General features: G+C 59.4%; 12 protein-coding genes and 1 other RNA gene. 8 read left to right on the top strand and 5 right to left on the bottom strand.

Features of this window, described 5'->3' with window-relative positions; genetic code table 11:
* Window positions 1–19 precede the first annotated feature (19 nt).
* Window positions 20–784: a GntR family transcriptional regulator gene (locus KGB23_RS18775; protein ID WP_223432132.1), complete on the top strand. Its 765-nt coding sequence runs from the start codon at window positions 20–22 to the stop codon at window positions 782–784.
* A 154-nt stretch (window positions 785–938) separates the two neighbouring features.
* Here KGB23_RS18775 and guaD read toward each other — a convergent pair whose 3' ends face one another.
* The 4 genes from guaD to xdhA all read right to left on the bottom strand — a co-directional run bounded on the left by guaD (window position 939) and on the right by xdhA (window position 7,060).
* Entirely contained in the window at window positions 939–2,243 is a 1,305-nt protein-coding gene (gene guaD / locus KGB23_RS18770; RefSeq protein WP_223432131.1) for a guanine deaminase, read from the bottom strand.
* Window positions 2,244–2,251: 8 nt separating this feature from the next.
* Window positions 2,252–3,097 carry a xanthine dehydrogenase accessory protein XdhC gene (xdhC, locus tag KGB23_RS18765; RefSeq protein WP_223432130.1) on the bottom strand — a complete coding sequence of 282 codons (846 nt, stop codon included), beginning with the start codon at window positions 3,095–3,097 and terminating at the stop codon, window positions 2,252–2,254.
* Between the two features lie 116 nt (window positions 3,098–3,213).
* The gene (gene xdhB, locus KGB23_RS18760) at window positions 3,214–5,613 is read right to left on the bottom strand and encodes a xanthine dehydrogenase molybdopterin binding subunit (protein WP_223432129.1); all 2,400 of its coding nucleotides are present in this window, start codon (window positions 5,611–5,613) and stop codon (window positions 3,214–3,216) included.
* Entirely contained in the window at window positions 5,606–7,060 is a 1,455-nt protein-coding gene (xdhA, locus tag KGB23_RS18755) for a xanthine dehydrogenase small subunit (protein WP_223432128.1), read from the bottom strand. Before xdhA ends, xdhB begins: the two co-directional genes overlap by 8 nt.
* A 266-nt stretch (window positions 7,061–7,326) precedes the next feature.
* Between xdhA and KGB23_RS18750 the strand changes: the two genes are divergently transcribed.
* From KGB23_RS18750 to ffs, 6 genes are all read left to right on the top strand, one after another.
* Window positions 7,327–7,986, top strand: a complete 660-nt coding sequence (locus KGB23_RS18750) for a GntR family transcriptional regulator (protein WP_046047881.1) — start codon at window positions 7,327–7,329, stop codon at window positions 7,984–7,986.
* Window positions 7,987–7,988: 2 nt separating this feature from the next.
* Window positions 7,989–11,477 carry a chromosome segregation protein SMC gene (gene smc, locus KGB23_RS18745; protein WP_223432127.1) on the top strand — a complete coding sequence of 1,163 codons (3,489 nt, stop codon included), beginning with the start codon at window positions 7,989–7,991 and terminating at the stop codon, window positions 11,475–11,477.
* Between the two features lie 258 nt (window positions 11,478–11,735).
* Complete coding sequence (gene zipA, locus KGB23_RS18740) at window positions 11,736–12,590, top strand: cell division protein ZipA (RefSeq protein WP_056744244.1); 855 nt, start codon at window positions 11,736–11,738, stop codon at window positions 12,588–12,590.
* A 91-nt stretch (window positions 12,591–12,681) separates the two neighbouring features.
* Complete coding sequence (gene ligA / locus KGB23_RS18735; protein WP_223432126.1) at window positions 12,682–15,039, top strand: NAD-dependent DNA ligase LigA; 2,358 nt, start codon at window positions 12,682–12,684, stop codon at window positions 15,037–15,039.
* A gap of 172 nt (window positions 15,040–15,211) precedes the next feature.
* Window positions 15,212–16,375: a putative zinc-binding metallopeptidase gene (locus KGB23_RS18730; protein WP_223432125.1), complete on the top strand. Its 1,164-nt coding sequence runs from the start codon at window positions 15,212–15,214 to the stop codon at window positions 16,373–16,375.
* A 147-nt stretch (window positions 16,376–16,522) separates the two neighbouring features.
* Window positions 16,523–16,619: signal recognition particle sRNA small type (ffs, locus tag KGB23_RS18725), an RNA gene on the top strand.
* A gap of 182 nt (window positions 16,620–16,801) precedes the next feature.
* On the opposite strand, the gene KGB23_RS18720 is transcribed toward ffs, so the two are convergent.
* Complete coding sequence (locus KGB23_RS18720) at window positions 16,802–17,116, bottom strand: helix-turn-helix domain-containing protein (RefSeq protein ID WP_008146799.1); 315 nt, start codon at window positions 17,114–17,116, stop codon at window positions 16,802–16,804.
* A gap of 283 nt (window positions 17,117–17,399) precedes the next feature.
* On the opposite strand from KGB23_RS18720, the gene KGB23_RS18715 reads away from it, so the two are divergent.
* Window positions 17,400–19,100: a putative bifunctional diguanylate cyclase/phosphodiesterase gene (locus KGB23_RS18715; protein ID WP_223432124.1), complete on the top strand. Its 1,701-nt coding sequence runs from the start codon at window positions 17,400–17,402 to the stop codon at window positions 19,098–19,100.
* Window positions 19,101–19,136 lie beyond the last annotated feature (36 nt).

The following is a 19,136-nucleotide window of genomic DNA, read 5'->3' as shown; positions in this document are numbered from 1 at the left end:
TCTTCCGACTCGAGTGCCCATGAACGAACAGTTGCAACCCCTAAAGAAACAACCGCGAGCAGGCAAAGCCGGCCGCAGCGGTACCCAGGACGATATTGTCTACGCGCATATCTTCGAGGCCATCCTCGAACAGCGTCTGGCGCCCGGCACCAAGTTGAGCGAAGAAGCGCTGGGGGAAATTTTCGGGGTCAGTCGCACCATCATTCGCCGCGCGCTGTCGCGCCTGGCCCATGAAGGCGTCGTGCTGCTGCGTCCGAATCGTGGCGCTGTCGTCGCCAGCCCGAGTGTCGAAGAGGCTCGCCAGGTGTTCATGGCCCGGCGTCTGGTGGAGCGTGCGATCACTGAATTGGCGGTGCAGCATGCCACTGCCGAGGAGATTGCCGACTTGCGCCAGATGGTCAACGACGAGCGCGACAGCTTCTCCCGTGGCGATCGCGGCGCCGGTATTCGTCTGTCGGGCGAGTTCCACTTGAAGTTGGCCGAAGCGGCGAAAAACGCACCGCTGATCAGCTTTCAGCGCAGCCTGGTGTCCCAGACGTCGTTGATCATTGCCCAGTATGAAAGCGGCAATCGCTCCCACTGTTCCTACGACGAGCACACCCAGCTGATCGACGCTATCGAAGCGCGCAACGCTGAGCTGGCAGTGGACCTGATGATGCATCACATGGATCACATCGACAGCAAACTCAACCTCGACGAAGAAAGCGCGTCGGATGATTTGCATGCGGTGTTCTCGCATTTGTTGCAGACCAAGAAGCCAGGGCGGCCTGCAGCCAAGTTGTAAGTGACACCGCAGCGCGCCCTTCGCGAGCAAGCCCACTCCCACAGGGGAATGCATTTCAACTGTGGGAGCGGGCTTGCTCGCGAAGGCGATGTGACTGGCAATAAAAATCCCCCGTGCTGAAAAGCGACGGGGGATTTTTTATGCCCGAAAGATCTTAACGCTGATGCACCTGATTCCCCGCCGCATACGTCTGCAACACGGTCCGGTCATCCCCAAGCGTCATCAATACAAACAACGTCTCGGCAATGTTATTGGCCTGCTTCAAGCGATAGCTGAGCAGCGGCGTGGCGTTGTAGTCCAGCACCAGGAAGTCCGCATCAGTGCCCGGTTGCAGGGTGCCGATCTTGTCTTCCAGACGCAGCGCACGCGCACCACCGAGGGTGGCCAGGTACAGCGACTTGAACGGGCTCAACCGTGCGCCTTGCATCTGCATGACCTTGTACGCTTCATTCAACGTTTGCAGCAGCGAGAAACTGGTGCCGCCGCCGACGTCCGTACCGAGGCCGACATTCAACTTGTGCTTCTCGGCCATCGGCAGGTTGAACAAACCGCTGCCGAGGAAGAAGTTCGACGTCGGGCAGAAGGCGATCGCCGAGCCGGTTTCCGCCAGTCGCGCGCATTCGTCATCGCACAGGTGCACGCCGTGGGCGAATACCGAGCGCTCGCCGAGCAGCTTGTAATGGTCGTAGACGTCCAGGTAGCCCTTGCGCTCAGGGAACAGCGCCTTGACCCACTCGACTTCCTTGAGGTTTTCGCTGATGTGAGTCTGCATGTACAGGTCAGGGAATTCGCTGAGCAACTGGCCGGCGAGGGTCAGCTGTTCCGGGGTGCTGGTCGGGGCGAAGCGCGGGGTGACCGCGTAGTGCAAACGGCCCTTGCCGTGCCAGCGCTCGATCAGCGCCTTGCTTTCGACATAGCTGGATTCGGCGGTGTCGGTCAGGTAGTCCGGCGCGTTGCGGTCCATCATCACCTTGCCGGCAATCATCCGCAGGTCCAGCTGCTCGGCGGCTTCAAAGAACGAGTTCACCGATTGCGGGTGCACGCTGCCGAACACCAGCGCCGTAGTGGTGCCGTTGCGCAGCAGTTCCTTGATGAAAATGCCTGCGACTTCGTCAGCGTGAGCCTTGTCGGCGAACTGGCTTTCGCATGGGAAGGTGTAGGTGTTGAGCCAATCCAGCAACTGCTCGCCGTAGGCGCCGACCATGCCGGTTTGTGGCAAGTGAATGTGGGTGTCGATGAAGCCTGGGGTGATCAGCGCGTCCTGATAATGGGTGATCTCGATGTCGGCTGCCAGCGTTGGCAGCAAGTCGCTGGCGTGACCAAGGGCGCTGATCTGGCCGTTATCAACCACCAGCAAGCCGTCTTCGAAAAACTCATACGAGGCTTCGATGCCCACTTCGGCGGGGTCGGCGATGCTGTGCAGAATGGCGGCGCGGTAGGCTTTGCGAGTCAGAGGCATAAAAATTCTCAATTCGTGGCTTGGCTGCGGCGTGAAGCAGGCAGCAGTTTGGCGATCGATGATCCGGCGCTGGCGGTGTGCTGGCCGAAATTGGCGTTATAGGTGGCGATGATTTCGCCGGCGATGGAGATGGCGATTTCCACAGGCAACTTGCCTTTGACTTCGCCGATGCCCATCGGGCAGCGCATGCGTTGCAGCACGGCGCTGTCGAAACCACGGTCGCGCAAGCGGTGTTCGAACTTCACCCGTTTGGTCTTCGAACCGATCAGGCCGAAGTAGGCAAAGTCGTTGCGTTTGAGGATCGCGGCGGTGAGTTCGAGGTCGAGCTGGTGATTGTGGGTCATGACGATGCAATAGCTGCCGGCGGGCAGGTCGTCGACTTCATCCACCGGTTCTTCGGCGACGATTTTGCGTACGCCGTGGGGGATCTGTTCCGGGAATTCGGAATCCCGCGAGTCGATCCAGCGCACCCGGCAGGGCAGGCTGGCGAGCAGTGGCACCAGCGCCCGGCCGACGTGGCCGGCACCGAACACGGCAATCTGCGCCTGGACCTGGCCCATTGGTTCGAACAGCAACACCGTCACGCCGCCGCAGCACTGACCCAGGCTGGCGCCGAGGCTGAAGCGCTCCAGGTGCGTGTCCTGCTTGCCACAGGCCAGCATCTCGCGGCCGATCTGCATGGCCTTGTATTCCAGATGCCCGCCACCGATGGTGTCGAAGGTCTGGGTGGCGCTGATGACCATCTTCGAACCGGCGTTACGCGGTGTTGAGCCGAGTTCTTCGATGATGGTCACCAACACGCAGGGTTCACCCTGGGATTGCAGGTCGGCGAGGGCGTCGATCCAGTTGTACATATTCACCTCAACATTTCTGTTGTCTATCCGGGCCTCTTCGCGAGCAAGCCCGCTCTCACATTTGGAATGCATTCCCCTGTGGGAGCGGGCTTGCTCGCGAAGGCCGCGCCTCGGTATCAGAGCGAAGCCAACTCAACTTCAGCCTCGATAGCCTTCGCCACCTTCAACTGGCGCATCTGCTCACAGCCCCACAACACCCGCTCCGGCGTCGCCGGTGCGTCGATTTTCGGTTGATGCTTGTAGTCGCCAAGACTGGCCACGGCGTCCTTGATCGCACACCACGACGCGATGCCGAGCATGAACGGCGGCTCGCCCACGGCCTTGGAATGGAACACTGTGTCTTCCGGGTTCTTGCGGTTTTCCACCAGCTTTACACGCAGGTCCAGCGGCATGTCCGCCACCGCCGGGATCTTGTAGCTGGCCGGGCCATTGGTCATCAGTTTGCCCTTGTTGTTCCACACCAGTTCTTCCATGGTCAGCCAGCCCATGCCCTGGATGAAACCACCCTCGACCTGGCCGATGTCGATGGCCGGGTTCAGTGAGTCGCCGACGTCGTGGAGGATGTCGGTGCGCAGCATTTTGTACTCGCCGGTGAGAGTGTCGATGATCACCTCGCAGCAGGCTGCGCCGAAGGCGTAGTAATAGAACGGCCGGCCCCGAGCCTGGCTACGGTCGTAGAAGATTTTCGGGGTCTTGTAGAACCCGGTGCTCGACAGCGACACCTGAGCGAAATACGCCTGCTGGATCAGCGATTCAAACGTCAGGATGTGATCGCGAACCCGCACGTGGCCATTGTGGAATTCCACGTCTTCTTCACTGACCTTGTACTGCCGCGCGGCGAATTCAACCAGGCGCTTCTTGATGATTTCCGCCGCGTTCTGCGCCGCTTTACCGTTCAGGTCGGCACCACTGGAAGCCGCGGTCGGCGAGGTGTTCGGCACCTTGTCGGTGTTGGTCGCGGTGATCTGCACGCGGTCCATTTCCACCTGGAACACTTCGGCCACAACCTGCGCGACTTTGGTGTTCAGACCCTGGCCCATTTCAGTGCCGCCATGGTTCAGGTGGATGCTGCCATCGGTGTAGACATGGATCAGCGCACCGGCCTGGTTGAGGAAGCTGGCGGTGAAGGAAATACCGAATTTCACCGGGGTCAGCGCCAGGCCTTTTTTCAGGATCGGGCTGTTGGCGTTGTAGCGACGAATCGCTTCGCGGCGCTCGGCGTACTGGCTGCTTTCTTCGAGTTCGGCGGTCATTTCCTCGAGCATGTTGTGCTCGACGGTCTGGTAGTAATGGGTGACGTTGCGCTCGGTCTTTCCGTAGTAGTTGGCCTTGCGCACCGCCAGCGGATCGAGGGCCAGATGGCGGGCGATGGCGTCCATCACTTCTTCGATAGCGACCATGCCTTGCGGGCCACCGAAACCACGGTAAGCGGTGTTCGACGCGGTGTTGGTCTTGCAGCGGTGACCGTTGATGGTCGCGTCGCCCAGGTAGTACGAGTTGTCGGCGTGGAACATCGCACGGTCGACAATCGACGCCGACAGGTCCGGCGAGCAACCGCAGTTGCCGGCCAGTTCCAGGGCGATGCCGTGCAGCCGACCGGTGCTGTCGAAGCCGACGTCGTACTCAACATAGAACGGGTGACGCTTGCCGGTCATCAGCATGTCTTCGACCCGCGGCAGGCGCATTTTGGTCGGCTGGCCGGTGAGGTGCGCGATCACTGCGCACAGGCACGCAGGGCTGGCGGCCTGAGTTTCCTTGCCGCCGAAACCTCCGCCCATGCGGCGCATGTCGACGACGATTTTGTTCATCGACACATCGAGCACTTCGGCGACGAGCTTCTGCACTTCGGTGGGGTTCTGCGTCGAGCAGTAGACAATCATCCCGCCGTCTTCGGTTGGCATCACCGAAGAGATTTGGGTTTCGAGGTAGAAGTGTTCCTGGCCGCCGATGTGCAACGTGCCCTGGATGCGATGCTCGGCAGTGGCCAAAGCGCCGGCCGAATCACCGCGCTGATGCGTGTGGCTGTCGAGCACAAAGTGGCGTTTACGCAGCGCTTCAACCACGTCCAGCACCGGCTCCAGATCTTCGTATTCGATGATCGCGGCCATGGCGGCTTTGCGTGCGGTTTCCAGGTCCTTCGCCGCGACAGCGAGCACCGGTTGACCGACGAATTGCACGTCGTCGATGGCCAGTAGCGGATCGCCCGGCAGCAATGGACCAATGTCTTTCAGGCCCGGCACGTCTTCGTGCGTAATGGCGATGCGCACGCCTTCAAAGGCGTAACAAGGTTTGGTGTCGATGCTGATGATTTTCGCGTGGGCGCGGTCTGATAGCCGAGCATAAACGTGCAACTGGTTCGGGAATTCCAGTCGGTCGTCGATGTACTGCGCTTCACCGGACACGTGCTTGGCGGCGCTGTCGTGCTTGACGCTGCGGCCGACACCGGTGGTCAGGTCTTTGGCGAACAGTTCAGCCAGTTCGGCTTGGGTCTTCTCTACAGTGTGATGATTAGACATAAGCGGTCACCCGAGTCTCGATGTGCGGTGTTTGCAGTTCGATGAAGTATTTACGCAGCAGGTTCTGGGCGCTGAGCAGGCGGTATTCCTTGCTGGCACGGAAATCCGAGAGCGGCGTGAAATCTTCGGCCAGTGCGGCGCAGGCGCGTTCGACGGTGTCGTTGTTCCAGGTGGCGCCGAGCAATACGGCTTCGCAAGCCTTGGCACGTTTTGGTGTAGCCGCCATGCCGCCGAAGGCGACGCGGGCGTCGGCGATCACGCCGTTGTCGATGCGCAGGTTGAACGCGGCACAGACAGCGGAAATGTCATCGTCCAGACGTTTCGACACTTTGTAGGCGCGGAACAGTTGTTCGGCGCTGGCACGCGGCACGATGATCTTTTCGATGAACTCGCTTTCCTGGCGCGCGGTGACCCGGTAATCGATGAAGTAGTCTTCCAGCGCCATCGTGCGGCGAACGTCGCCTTTGCACAGGACAATCTGCGCGCCGAGTGCAATCAACAGGGGCGGGGAGTCACCGATCGGCGAGGCGTTGCCGATGTTGCCACCGAGGGTGCCCTGGTTGCGGATCTGCAGCGAAGCGAAGCGCTGCAGCAATTCGCCGAAGTCCGGGTACTCGGCTTTCAAGGCCTCGTAGCAATCGGAGAGGGCGGTGGCGGCGCCGATTTCCAGGCGATCGTCGAAACGGTCGATGCGCTTCATCTCGGCGACATTGCCGACGTAAATCATCACCGGCAGGGTGCGGTGGAACTGCGTGACTTCCAGCGCCAGATCCGTACCGCCGGCCAGCAGGCGAGCCTGTGGATAAGCGTCATAGAGGTCAGCCAGATCGGCGACGGTCAGCGGCACCAGGCAGCGCTTGTCGCCACTGTTGAGTTCGCCGATATCGGTAGGGGCGATGGCTTTGAGGCGAGCGATGGTGTCGGCTTCACGGGCGTCGAACTGATCCGTTTGCTTGCCGCAGCAGGATTGTTCGGCGGCAGCCAGAATCGGCCGATAACCGGTGCAGCGGCAAAGGTTGCCGGCCAGCGCTTCGTGGGCTTTATGCGCATCCGGTTGATCGCTGTTCTTTTGCAGTGCAAACAGCGACATCACGAAGCCCGGTGTGCAGAAGCCGCATTGCGAGCCGTGGCACTCGACCATGGCTTTTTGCACGCTGTGCAGCTCGCCTTGGTGCTTGAGGTCTTCAACGCTGATCAATTGTTTGCCGTGCAGTGACGAAACGAACGTCAGGCACGAGTTGAGGCTGCGATAGCGAATGTGTTCGCGGCCATCGTCATCCGTTTGCAGCTCGCCGACCACCACGGTGCACGCGCCGCAGTCACCGCTGGCGCAGCCTTCTTTGGTGCCGGGTTTGCCCACATGGTCGCGCAGATAATTGAGCACGGTCAGGTTTGGGTCCAGGGCGTGCTCGCTACGGAGTTCCTGGTTAAGTAAAAACTGGATCACGGAAGGCCTCGCAGACTCATTATTGTTGTTAACCGACTTGAACCGAATTTATCAGGTCTGACTTTGTGGTCAATGATTTTCTGACTTAAAGGTCAGGAAATAGCATTTTGTCGATCAACGACTCGTTCCTTTATTATTGACCCTCACGGGATAGCCTGCTTTTTGCTTGAATCGTGCCAAAAACCGCCGAGTGGGCACTCCGCCATGACCCTTCATGTGCGCTACACTGCGCCGCTTGTGCAGATCGAAGAGTTTGAAGGACAACCATGACGTTCAAGGCGCCGGACAGCCTCGCCGAGCAAATTGCTCACCACCTCGCCGAACGCATCATTCGTGGCGAAATGAAGCCCGGGGAGCGCATCCAGGAACAGAAGGTCACGCTGGCCCTCAATGTCAGCCGCGGTTCGGTCCGTGAAGCCTTGCTGATCCTCGAGCGCCGCCACCTGATCGCGATCCTGCCGCGACGTGGCGCCCACGTGACCGAACTCACGGTTCACAAGGTCCAGAGCCTGTGCACGCTGATGAGTGAGCTTTACATTCTGCTGGGCAATGCAGTGGCCAGCGGCTGGCAAGTCCAGGCCGACATGGCGCCGTTCGTGCAAATCCAGCAGCGTCTGACCGCCAGTTACGAGCGTCAGGACATTCGCACCTTTGTCGACGACAGCTTCAGTGTGATGCGCGCCGCGTATCCGTTCGCCAACAATCCGTACTTGCAGGAAACCGTCGAGAATCTGCAGCCGGCCATGAGCCGCGCGTATTTCCTCGCCCTGGAACAGCGCAAGGCCTCGATGAGCGAGTTCCTGGAGTTGTTCGAACGCTTGCTCGCCGCCGTGCTGGCCCGTGATTTTCCGCAGATCCGCATTGTGCTGACGGCGTATGCCCAGCGCAGCAGTGATCTGGTGGTTTCTGCCCTGACGGACGCTTAAGCGTGCGGCTAAAGTGCATCAAACTGGCAGGGTTCAAATCCTTTGTCGACCCGACCACGGTGAACTTCCCCAGTAACATGGCGGCAGTGGTCGGGCCCAATGGTTGCGGCAAGTCGAACATCATCGACGCCGTGCGTTGGGTGATGGGCGAGAGTTCGGCCAAGAACCTGCGCGGCGAGTCGATGACCGACGTCATCTTCAACGGCTCGACCAGCCGTAAACCGGTGAGTCAGGCGAGCATCGAGCTGGTGTTCGATAACTCCGACGGCACCCTGCTCGGCGAATACGCGGCCTACGCGGAAATTTCCATTCGTCGCAAAGTGACCCGCGACAGCCAGACCACTTACTACCTCAACGGCACCAAGTGCCGCCGTCGCGATATCACCGATATCTTTCTGGGTACAGGCCTGGGCCCGCGCAGCTATTCGATTATCGAGCAGGGGATGATCTCCAAGCTGATCGAGTCCAAGCCGGAAGATTTGCGCAACTTCATTGAAGAAGCGGCAGGCATCTCCAAGTACAAGGAGCGCCGGCGCGAGACTGAAAACCGCATCCGCCGCACCCACGAGAACCTGGCCCGCTTGACCGACCTGCGCGAAGAACTCGAGCGTCAGCTTGAACGCTTGTACCGCCAGGCCGAGGCCGCGAAGAAGTATCAGGAATACAAGGGCGAGGAGCGTCAGCTCAAGGCCCAGCTGTCGGCTCTGCGCTGGCAGGCGTTGAATGAACAGGTCGGTCAGCGCGAAGCAATCATCGGCAATCAGGAAGTCACCTTCGAAGCGCTGGTCGCCGAGCAGCGCAATGCCGATGCAGCTATCGAACGCTTGCGTGACGGGCACCACGACCTGTCCGAACGCTTCAATCTGGTGCAGGGGCGCTTCTATTCGGTCGGCGGCGACATCGCCCGGGTCGAGCAGAGTATTCAGCACGGTCAGCAGCGTTTGCGCCAATTGCAGGACGACCTGAAAGAAGCCGAACGCGCACGTCTGGAAACCGAATCTCACCTGGGTCACGACCGCACCTTGCTGCTGACGCTGGGCGAAGAGCTGGACATGCTCACCCCCGAACAGGAAGTCACCAGCGCCGCCGCCGAAGAGGCCGCCGCCGCGCTGGAAGACTCCGAAACCACCATGCACGCCTGGCAAGAGCAGTGGGACACCTTCAACCTGACGGCCGCCGAGCCGCGTCGCCAATCCGAAGTTCAGCAGTCGCGGATCCAGCAGCTGGAAACCAGCATGGAGCGCCTGGCCGATCGTCAAAAGCGTCTCGGCGAAGAGCGAGCGTTGCTCTCGGCAGACCCGGAAGACGCGGCGATCATGGAACTCAGCGAGCAATTGGCCGCGAGTGAAGCGACGCTGGAAGATTTACAGGCCAGTGAAGAAGCCCAGGTCGAACGCCTTGAGCAACTGCGTCAGGAATTGCAATTAGCGCTGCAAAATCAGCAACAGGCTCAGGGCGATTTGCAGCGTCTGAATGGTCGCCTCGCCTCCCTTGAAGCCTTGCAGCAAGCCGCTCTCGATCCCGGCACGGGCACCGCTGAATGGCTGCGCGAACAGCATTTGGCGGACCGTCCACGTCTGGCCGAAGGCCTGAAAGTCGAGGCAGGTTGGGAGCTGGCGGTGGAAACCGTGCTCGGCGCCGACCTGCAAGCGGTGTTGGTGGATGACTTCGGCGATTTCGATCTGGCCGGTTTTGCCCAGGGCGATTTGCGTTTGCTCAGCCCCGCCAGTGATGGCGTGCGCGTGCCCGGCAGCTTGCTCGATAAAGTTGAAGCGCAGATCGATCTGGCGCCATGGTTGGGGCAGGTTAAACCGGTCGACAGCCTCGAACAGGCTTTGGCCTTGCGTGGTCAATTGGCTGCTGGTGAGAGTCTGATCAGTCGCGATGGTTACTGGGTCGGTCGACACTTTTTGCGCGTGCGCCGGGCCAGCGAAGCGGAAAGCGGTGTGCTCGCTCGTGGTCAGGAAATCCAGCGTCTGGGCCTTGAGCGCGAAGAGCGCGAAGCCACGGTTGAAACCCTGGAAACCCAACTTCAGAATCTCAGGGCGCAGCAGCGTCAGCAGGAAAACGGTCGCGAACATCTGCGCCGTCTGCTGCAAGACGAAGCGCGTCAGCAAGGTGAGTTGAAAGCTCAATTGTCCGCCGGCAAAGCCAAGGCCGAACAACTGACCTTGCGCCGTACACGACTGGACGAAGAACTCACCGAATTGGCTGAGCAACGCGCTCTGGAACACGAAAATATCGGCGAGGCGCGTCTGCAATTGCAGGAAGCCCTCGACAGCATGGCGCTGGACACCGAGCAGCGCGAGTTGCTGCTGGCCCAGCGCGACAGCTTGCGCGAGCGACTTGATCGGGTGCGGCAGGAAGCCCGGCAGCACAAGGATCATGCGCATCAACTGGCAGTGCGTCTGGGTTCGCTCAAGGCCCAGCACGACTCGACGCGTCAGGCGCTGGAGCGTCTGGAAATGCAGTCCGAGCGCCTGACCGAGAAGCGCGAACAGCTGAGTCTCAACCTGGAGGAGGGCGAGGCGCCGCTGGAAGAGTTGCGCCTCAAACTTGAAGAGTTGCTCGACAAGCGCATGACCGTCGACGAAGAACTCAAGACTGCGCAGATCGCTCTGGAAGACGCCGACCGTGAACTGCGCGACGCGGAAAAACGTCGCAACCAGGCCGAGCAGCAATCGCAGTTGATTCGTGGGCAGATGGAAACCCAGCGCATGGAATGGCAAGCCCTGACCGTGCGCCGCAAGACGCTCGAAGATCAGTTGCTCGAAGACGGCTACGATCTGCATGGCGTGCTCGCCACGCTGACGGCTGAAGCCAATGAAAAGGACGCCGAAGAAGAGCTCGAGCGCATTGCCGCGCGGATTCAGCGTCTCGGTGCGATCAACCTGGCGGCCATCGACGAATACCAGCAACAATCCGAGCGTAAACGTTATCTGGATGCGCAGAACGACGATCTGGTCGAGGCGCTGGATACGCTCGAAAACGTGATTCGCAAGATCGACAAGGAAACCCGAAACCGTTTCAAAGATACCTTTGATCAGATCAATGGCGGTTTACAGGCCCTTTTCCCAAAAGTTTTCGGTGGAGGCCGCGCGTATTTGGAACTGACGGGCGAAGATCTACTCGATACAGGGGTAACGATCATGGCGCAGCCGCCAGGAAAGAAGAACAGCACCATCCATTTGCTCTCCGGTGGCGAAAAAGCCCTGACGGCCCTGGCTCTGGTTTTTGCCATCTTCAAGTTGAATCCGGCGCCGTTCTGCATGCTCGATGAAGTTGACGCGCCATTGGATGACGCTAACGTTGGACGCTACGCACGGCTGGTCAAAGAGATGTCGCAGACGGTGCAGTTCATCTATATCACCCACAACAAGATCGCCATGGAAATGGCCGAGCAACTGATGGGGGTGACGATGCACGAGCCGGGTTGTTCGCGTCTGGTGGCAGTGGATGTCGAGGAGGCGATGGCGATGGTGGATGCCTGAGTCGGCGCTTGTAGGAGAGGTATTTTTGAGTTGTAGGACTTATTTACCTGTCCTGACTTGCTGGCCAATCGACATATTCGCGCAAGCCGTTGTGACAGACGGTGTAAAGTTGCCTTTGGTCGTGCTAGTTTAATGTCAATTTTTCGTATACGTGGGCAAAACGCCTGTCAGAACATAGAGTTGGCGCCACGTTTTAAAGCGGTTTACGAGTTGTAAACCTCTTATTTTTCAGCATTTTTTATAGAGGCACGGGATTACATGGAAATCGGTCTGCGCGAGTGGCTGATCGTCATCGGCATTATTGTCATTGCCGGTATTCTTTTCGATGGCTGGCGTCGCATGCGCGGCGGCAAGGGGAAACTGAAATTCCGTCTCGACCGAAGTTTGTCCAACTTGCCGGACGAGGACACCAGCGCCGAGCTGTTGGGCCCGCCCCGTGTGCTGGATACGCATAAAGAGCCGCAACTGGACGAGCACGATCTGCCGTCGGTGAGCATGCCTGCTCGTGAGCCGCGTGAGTCGGGTTCCAAGCGCGGCAAGCGTGGCCATGGCGAGCCTTCGCAAGGCGACATGAACCTCAGTCTGGATCTGGACGGCGGCCCGAGCTTCAGCAGCCGTGACGACGATTTTCCGGATGACACCAAGGCTTCGAGTTCGACCAGCGACAAGGAACAACCGCAAGCCGAAGAAGTGCTGGTGATCAGCGTGATCTGCCGCGACGCTGCCGGCTTCAAAGGCCCGGCGCTGTTGCAGAACATTCTGGAAAGCGGTCTGCGTTTCGGCGAGATGGACATTTTCCACCGCCACGAAAGCATGGCCGGCAACGGCGAAGTCCTGTTCTCGATGGCCAATGCGGTCAAGCCGGGCGTCTTCGATCTGGACGACATCGACCACTTCAGCACACCGGCAGTGAGCTTCTTCCTCGGTCTGCCAGGCCCGCGTCATCCGAAGCAAGCCTTCGACGTGATGGTGGCCGCGGCGCGTAAACTGTCCCAGGAGCTGAACGGCGAACTGAAAGACGACCAGCGCAGCGTTCTGACTGCCCAGACGATCGAGCATTACCGTCAGCGCATCGTTGAGTTCGAACGTCGCGCCTTGACCCAGAAGCGTTGATTCAAAAGGTTGTTGCCGCGCCGCGCGCGGGACGATCAGCAAAATAGATTGAGCAGCCTCGGCTGCTCTTTTGCTTTATGAGAGAACACCCATGACCGCCGCCAAAAACCGCATTCTAGAGCTGCGTGCTGAGCTGGATCAGCACAACTATCGCTACCACGTGCTGGACGAGCCGAGCATTCCGGACGCCGAATACGATCGGTTGTTCCACGAGCTCAAGGCCCTCGAAGCGGCCCATCCCGAACTGATCACCAGCGACTCGCCAACCCAGCGCGTCGGCAGTGCGGCACTGTCGGCGTTCACTCAGGTGCGTCACGAAGTGCCGATGCTCAGCCTCGGCAACGCCTTCGAAGAAACCGACATGCGCGAGTTCGATCGCCGGGTAACGGAAGGTCTCGACCTGCCGGTTGGCGACTTGTTCGGCGGCGGCGCGGTCGTGGAATACAGCTGCGAACCCAAGCTTGATGGCCTGGCGGTCAGCTTGCTGTATCAGGACGGCGTGCTGGTGCGCGGCGCGACTCGCGGCGACGGCACCACCGGCGAAGACATCAGCGTCAACGTGCGTACCGTGCGCAACATTCCGCTCAAGCTGCACGGTACCGGCTGGCCAGCGACCCTGGAAGTACGCGGCGAAGTGTTCATGTCCAAGGCCGGATTCGAACGACTCAACGCCACGCAGCTGGAAGTCGGCGGCAAGACCTTCGCTAACCCGCGCAACGCGGCGGCCGGCAGCTTGCGCCAGCTCGATTCGAAGATCACCGCCAACCGTCCGCTGGAGTTCTGCTGCTATGGCATCGGTCAGATTTCGACCGACATTGCTGATACGCACATTGGCAATCTCAAGCAACTCAAGGCTTGGGGCATGCCGATCAGTCATGAGCTGAAACTGGCTCACGGCATCGTTGAATGCCTGGATTATTACCGTGACATCGGTGAGCGCCGAAATTCGCTGCCCTACGAAATTGACGGCGTGGTGTTCAAGGTCAACAGCATTGCCTCTCAGCGTGAGCTGGGCTTCCGTGCTCGTGAACCGCGCTGGGCGATCGCGCATAAATTCCCGGCGATGGAAGAACTCACTGAATTGCTCGACGTGGAATTCCAGGTCGGTCGTACCGGTGCGGTGACGCCCGTGGCGCGCTTGAAACCGGTCAAGGTGGCCGGCGTGACCGTGGCCAATGCGACGCTGCACAACATGGACGAAGTGGCGCGTCTGGGTCTGATGATCGGCGACACCGTGATCATCCGCCGCGCAGGCGACGTGATTCCGCAAGTGGTGCAGGTGGTCATGGAGCGTCGCCCGGAAACCGCGCGAGCCGTGCAGATTCCTGAGAAGTGCCCAGTCTGCGGCTCGCATGTCGAGCGCACGCAACTGGTCAAGCGCAGCAAAGGTCGCGAGACCGTCAGCGAAGGCGCGGTGTACCGCTGCGTCGGTCGTCTGGCCTGCGGTGCGCAACTCAAGCAGGCAATCATTCACTTCGTCTCCCGTCGCGCCATGGACATCGAAGGCCTGGGTGAGAAGAGCGTCGAGCAGTTGGTGGATGAAGGTCTGGTGAATTCGCCAGCCGATCTTTTCGCCCTGACGTTCGAGCAGATCGTTGACCTCGAAGGTTTTGCCGAACTGTCGAGCAAGAACCTGCTCAGCGCCATCGAAGACAGCAAGAAGCCGAGCCTGGCGCGCTTCATCTACGCCCTCGGGATTCCCGATGTCGGCGAAGAGACGGCGAAGGTGCTGGCGCGTTCTCTCGGCTCGCTGGAGCGGGTTCAGCAGGCGTTGCCGCAAGTGCTCACGTATTTGCCGGATGTCGGCCTGGAAGTGGCTCACGAGATTCACAGTTTCTTTGAAGATGCGCATAACCAGCAGGTGATCAAGGATCTGCTCAAGCACGGCCTGCAGATTCAGGATCAGGGCGAGTTGGGCGCCGAGTTTGCTGCCAGTACTACGTTGGGTGGCTTCCTCGACAAGCTGCACATTCCTTCGGTGGGGCCGGGTGGGGCGCAGAAGCTGGCGGACAAGTTTGGTTCGCTTGAAGGGGTTTTCAACGCCGACTGGCTGGATATGCGTCAGGCGCTGCCGGAGAAGCAGGCTACTTCGGTTCGGGAGTTCTTTGCGGTTGCGCAACATCGTCAAATTGCTGAAGCCGCCGAGAAACAGCTGCGTGATTTCGGCATGCACTGGCAGAGCGAGAAGAAAGTCGTTGAAGGCTTGCCGCTGGCCGGGCAGACCTGGGTGCTGACCGGTTCGCTGGAGTTGATGAGCCGCGACATCGCCAAAGACAAACTTGAAAGCCTCGGTGCCAAGGTGGCGGGCTCGGTATCGGCCAAGACCCATTGTGTGGTCGCTGGGCCGGGTGCAGGTTCCAAACTGGCGAAGGCCAATGAGCTGGGGTTGAAGGTTCTGGATGAAGAGGCTTTTGTCGAGTTTCTGAGTAAGCACAATATTTCGGTGTGATGCCATTCGCGAGCAAGCCCGCTCCCACATTTAACCCGGTTCTCCCAAAGGAATGCGGTCGAATGTGGGAGCGGGCTTGCTCGCGAAGGCGATAGTTGCCGTTGCGCTAAAAGCGGGAACGATCTTCGCGCGGCAATGATCTAGTCTTGGCAAGACTCAGGGAGAGATCGTCATGTACCGCTTCTTCGAACAGCTCAGCTCACGCATCGCCGCGCCCTTCATCGGCGAAAGCTCGCGTAACAGCAAGGTCTGGCAGTGCCGCTGCGGGCAGTCGCTGTTTTTTCGCAACAGCCAGTGCCTGGCGTGTTCGGCGGCGTTGGGTTATCAACCTGAGCAGAGTCGTCTATCGTCGCTGCAGCCCGGCGTGCAGGCTGATACCTGGTTGCTCGACGCCGATCCCGAGACCGGTGTCTTTCGCCGCTGCGCCAACCTCGATTCCCCAGCCGCTTGCAATTGGCTGTTGCCCGCCAATGACCACAATGCGTTATGCATCGCCTGTAGCCTGAACCACACCATCCCCGACCTGTCGATTGCCGAAAACCACGAACGCTGGCGCAAGGTCGAAACGGCCAAGCGGCGTCTGGTCGCACAGTTGGTCAGCCTGGGTTTACAAGTGATTCCCAAAACCGTGGACGAAGAGACGGGGCTGGCTTTCGATTTCATCGGTGTCGACCTCGAAGGCAAACCGCCGACCACTGGTCACGCCAACGGTCTGATCACCCTCGATATCAAAGAAGCCGACGACGCTCATCGCGAGCAAATTCGGGTGCAGATGCACGAACCTTATCGCACGCTGCTCGGGCATTTTCGTCATGAAGTCGGGCATTACTACTGGGATCGGCTGATCGCCAACAGCCATTGGCTGGAACCGTTCCGCGGCCTGTTCGGCGACGAGCGCGCCAGCTATGCCGATGCCCTCGAGCGGCATTACCAGCAAGGCGCACCGCTCGACTGGCAGCAACATTGCGTCAGCGCCTACGCGACCATGCATCCGTGGGAGGATTGGGCCGAAACCTGGGCTCACTACCTGCACATGATGGACGCGGTGGATACGGCATTGGGGTTCGGGATGAGTGCCAGGGAGATGGACTTCGACTATCAGCCGTTTCCCCCAAGCACCCTCTACGATCCACAGCATCCCGGCGGGGCGGCGTTCCTGTCGTTCGTCAATGCGTGGATCGAACTGGCTGGCATGCTTAATGAGTTGTCGCGCAGCATGGGGCAGCCGGATTTCTATCCGTTCGTCCTGCCGCCGGCAGTGATCGCCAAGTTGCACTTCATCCACCTGGTGATCCAGCAAGAGGGCGGCCGGGCGGATGAGGTGTTGCAGGGGTAGGCGCTACCGCAGGCTGCGATCTTTTCCAGGGCTCTGCATGTCCTTGAAGCAGCACATATTTTTTAATCCGCCCGAACGGTTGTAACTTCGTCTCAGATAGGTACAATGGCGCGGCTCGCCGTCAGGCGGGCGTCGTTATGGTGACCCCATCGGTCCCCCCGCAACGATTACCCGTGAACCTGGTCAGATCCGGAAGGAAGCAGCCACAGCGGGAACATTGTGTGCCGGGGTGTGGCTGGTGGGGTTGCCTCCATAACGCACCGCGAGTCCTCTCTCGCGTTATCTGTCTAAAAAATACATTCTTGTTGCTCTGCCACGGATCTTGTCCAGGGCGGTGTTTTTTCGTTCCCGGTTTTCCGAGCGAACACATAAAAGGAGGCCTAGCTGTCGAATGCGACAGCTCGGCCTCCTTTTTTATTTCTGGCGCTAAGGCTTGGACAAGGCCTGGTCAACCGCTGCAATCAGCTTTCCCAGATCCTTCGGGGTGGCTTTATGTATGACACCGAACAGATACGCCCGCTGTTCATCTTCATCGCCTAAATCTGCGAAAAAGGCTTTCAGCTTCACACCCAGCACATCGGCAAACAGGAACAAGGCTTCCACGCTGGGGGTGTAGGTGCCGGTTTCGAAGCGGCTGATGGTTTTGGGGTCAAAACCGGTTTTTTCACCGAGTTCAGCCTGAGTAAGCCCAGCGACCTTGCGGTAGCGCCGAATGGCCGCACCCAAACTTGAAATTTGCATCGCTTAATTCCCATTTAGAATCAAGAACTTAACGATAGATCTTTGCATTAGACAACTGCATGATCCATCACCTTGCTTTGCAAAATGTGATGCATTTCGTAGAATTGCCGCTCAAAATGGGCATTTGGGGCCTTTAAGGTTAGTTGATCTCTGCTGTCAGGAGGCCATCAAACACTGTTCATGGAGTGATATCGTGTTGCTGCGCATTACCTGTAAAAACACCTCTTCCGGGCATTCTGCGCTGGTCGAGCGGTATCACCGCTAGCCAAAGCGAGCCTGACTCATGGATGAGAAATACCGCAGGGCCGTGGATGCCGCCGCGATTTTTTCCGAGACCGATCTGAGCGGCCGGATCACCCACGTCAACGATCAGTTCTGTGCCGTGTCCGGCTATAGCCGCGAAGAACTGCTCGGACAGAATCATCGTCTCCTCAACTCGGGTCTGCACTCCGCCGATTTCTTCGCAGCTATGTGGCGCACCATCGCCTTGGGCAAGGTCTGGAAAGGCGAGATTTGTAATCGCGCCAAGGACGGCAGCCTGTATTGGGTCGACAGCACCATGGTGCCGGTGCTCGATAATGCCACCGGGCGGATTGACCGTTATCTTTCGATTCGTTTCGACATCAGCGAAAAACACCAATTGCTGCATTCACTGCAATGGCGGGTGGGGCATGACGTGCTGACCGGGCTGCCAAATCGCGCGTTCCTCTCGGATTTGCTGGATCAGGCGCTGGAGTTCTCCCGTCACGAAAACATCCCGCTGGCGGTATGCATGCTCGACCTCGACGGCTTCAAGGCGGTCAACGATGGCTACGGGCATGCCAGTGGCGATCTGCTGTTGGTCGAGGTGGCCAAGCGTTTGCGCACCATTGTGCGCGGTGAAGATGTGGTGGCACGTTTGGCCGGTGACGAGTTTGTGCTGGTATTGCGTTACGTGCGGGATCTGCCGGAGCTGCGTGCGGCGTTGAACCGGGTGCTCGGCGCCATTTCGGCGCCGTACTCGTTGCATGGCAAGAGCATCAATGTGTTTGCCAGTATCGGCGTCACCCTGTTCCCCCACGACAATCAAGATGCCGAAACCTTGTTGCGTCATGCCGATCAGGCCATGTATGTGGCGAAACAAAGCGGTCGCAATCGTTTCCATTTGTTCGACGTGTCCCGGGATCAGGAGGTCAAGGCCACTCACCAGACGGTCGCGCGAGTGCGCCAGGCGCTGGCTGCCGGTGAGTTGCGTGTGCATTTCCAGCCCAAGGTGAACATGCGTCGTGGCGAGGTTGTCGGCTTCGAGGCGTTGTTACGTTGGGAGCATCCGCAACACGGCATGGTGCCGGCCCGGGAGTTTTTGCCGCTGGTGGAAGAAACGGACCTGATCATCGACATTGGTGAATGGGTGATGGATCAGGTCCTGTCGCAGTTGCACCATTGGCAGCAAGCGGGGCGGGGCTGGCCGGTCAGCATTAATATTGCGGCACGACATTTTCAGCGCGCGGATTTCGTCGACCGGCTCAAACACGTGCTCGCCCGGCATGCCCAGGTGGCCCCGCAGATGCTCGATCTGGAAATCGTCGAGTCGGTGGCGATCGAGAACATTCAGCATGTCAGTGTCTGTTTACAGGCCTGTCAGGCGCTGGGGGTGCAGTTTTCACTGGGGGACTTCGGCACCGGTTATTCGTCCCTGAGCTACCTCAAGCGTTTGCAAACCCAAACCATCAAGATCGACAAGTCGTTCGTACGCGACATCCTTAATGATCGTGATGATCTGGCCCTGACCATGGCGGTCATTGGCCTGGCTCGGGCCTTTGGTCGGCAGGTGATCGCCGAAGGGCTGGAAAGTATCGAGCACGGTGAATTGCTGCTGCGCCTGGGCTGCGAAGTTGCTCAAGGCCATTTCATTGCCCGACCGATGCCGCCCGCAGAGGTGGCGGGCTGGGTCGAGGGTTTTGTCGCACCGCCGCAATGGCAGGTGCTGGATCAGGTTGTCTGAAGTTTTGTGATCGACACCGCTCCCACATGGGTTCGG

It is taken from the genome of Pseudomonas sp. GL-B-26, from assembly GCF_019947405.1.
GTDB lineage: Bacteria > Pseudomonadota > Gammaproteobacteria > Pseudomonadales > Pseudomonadaceae > Aquipseudomonas.
The sequence above is the reverse complement of the archived record's forward strand: the minus strand, read 5'-3'. Positions and strand labels throughout refer to the sequence as shown.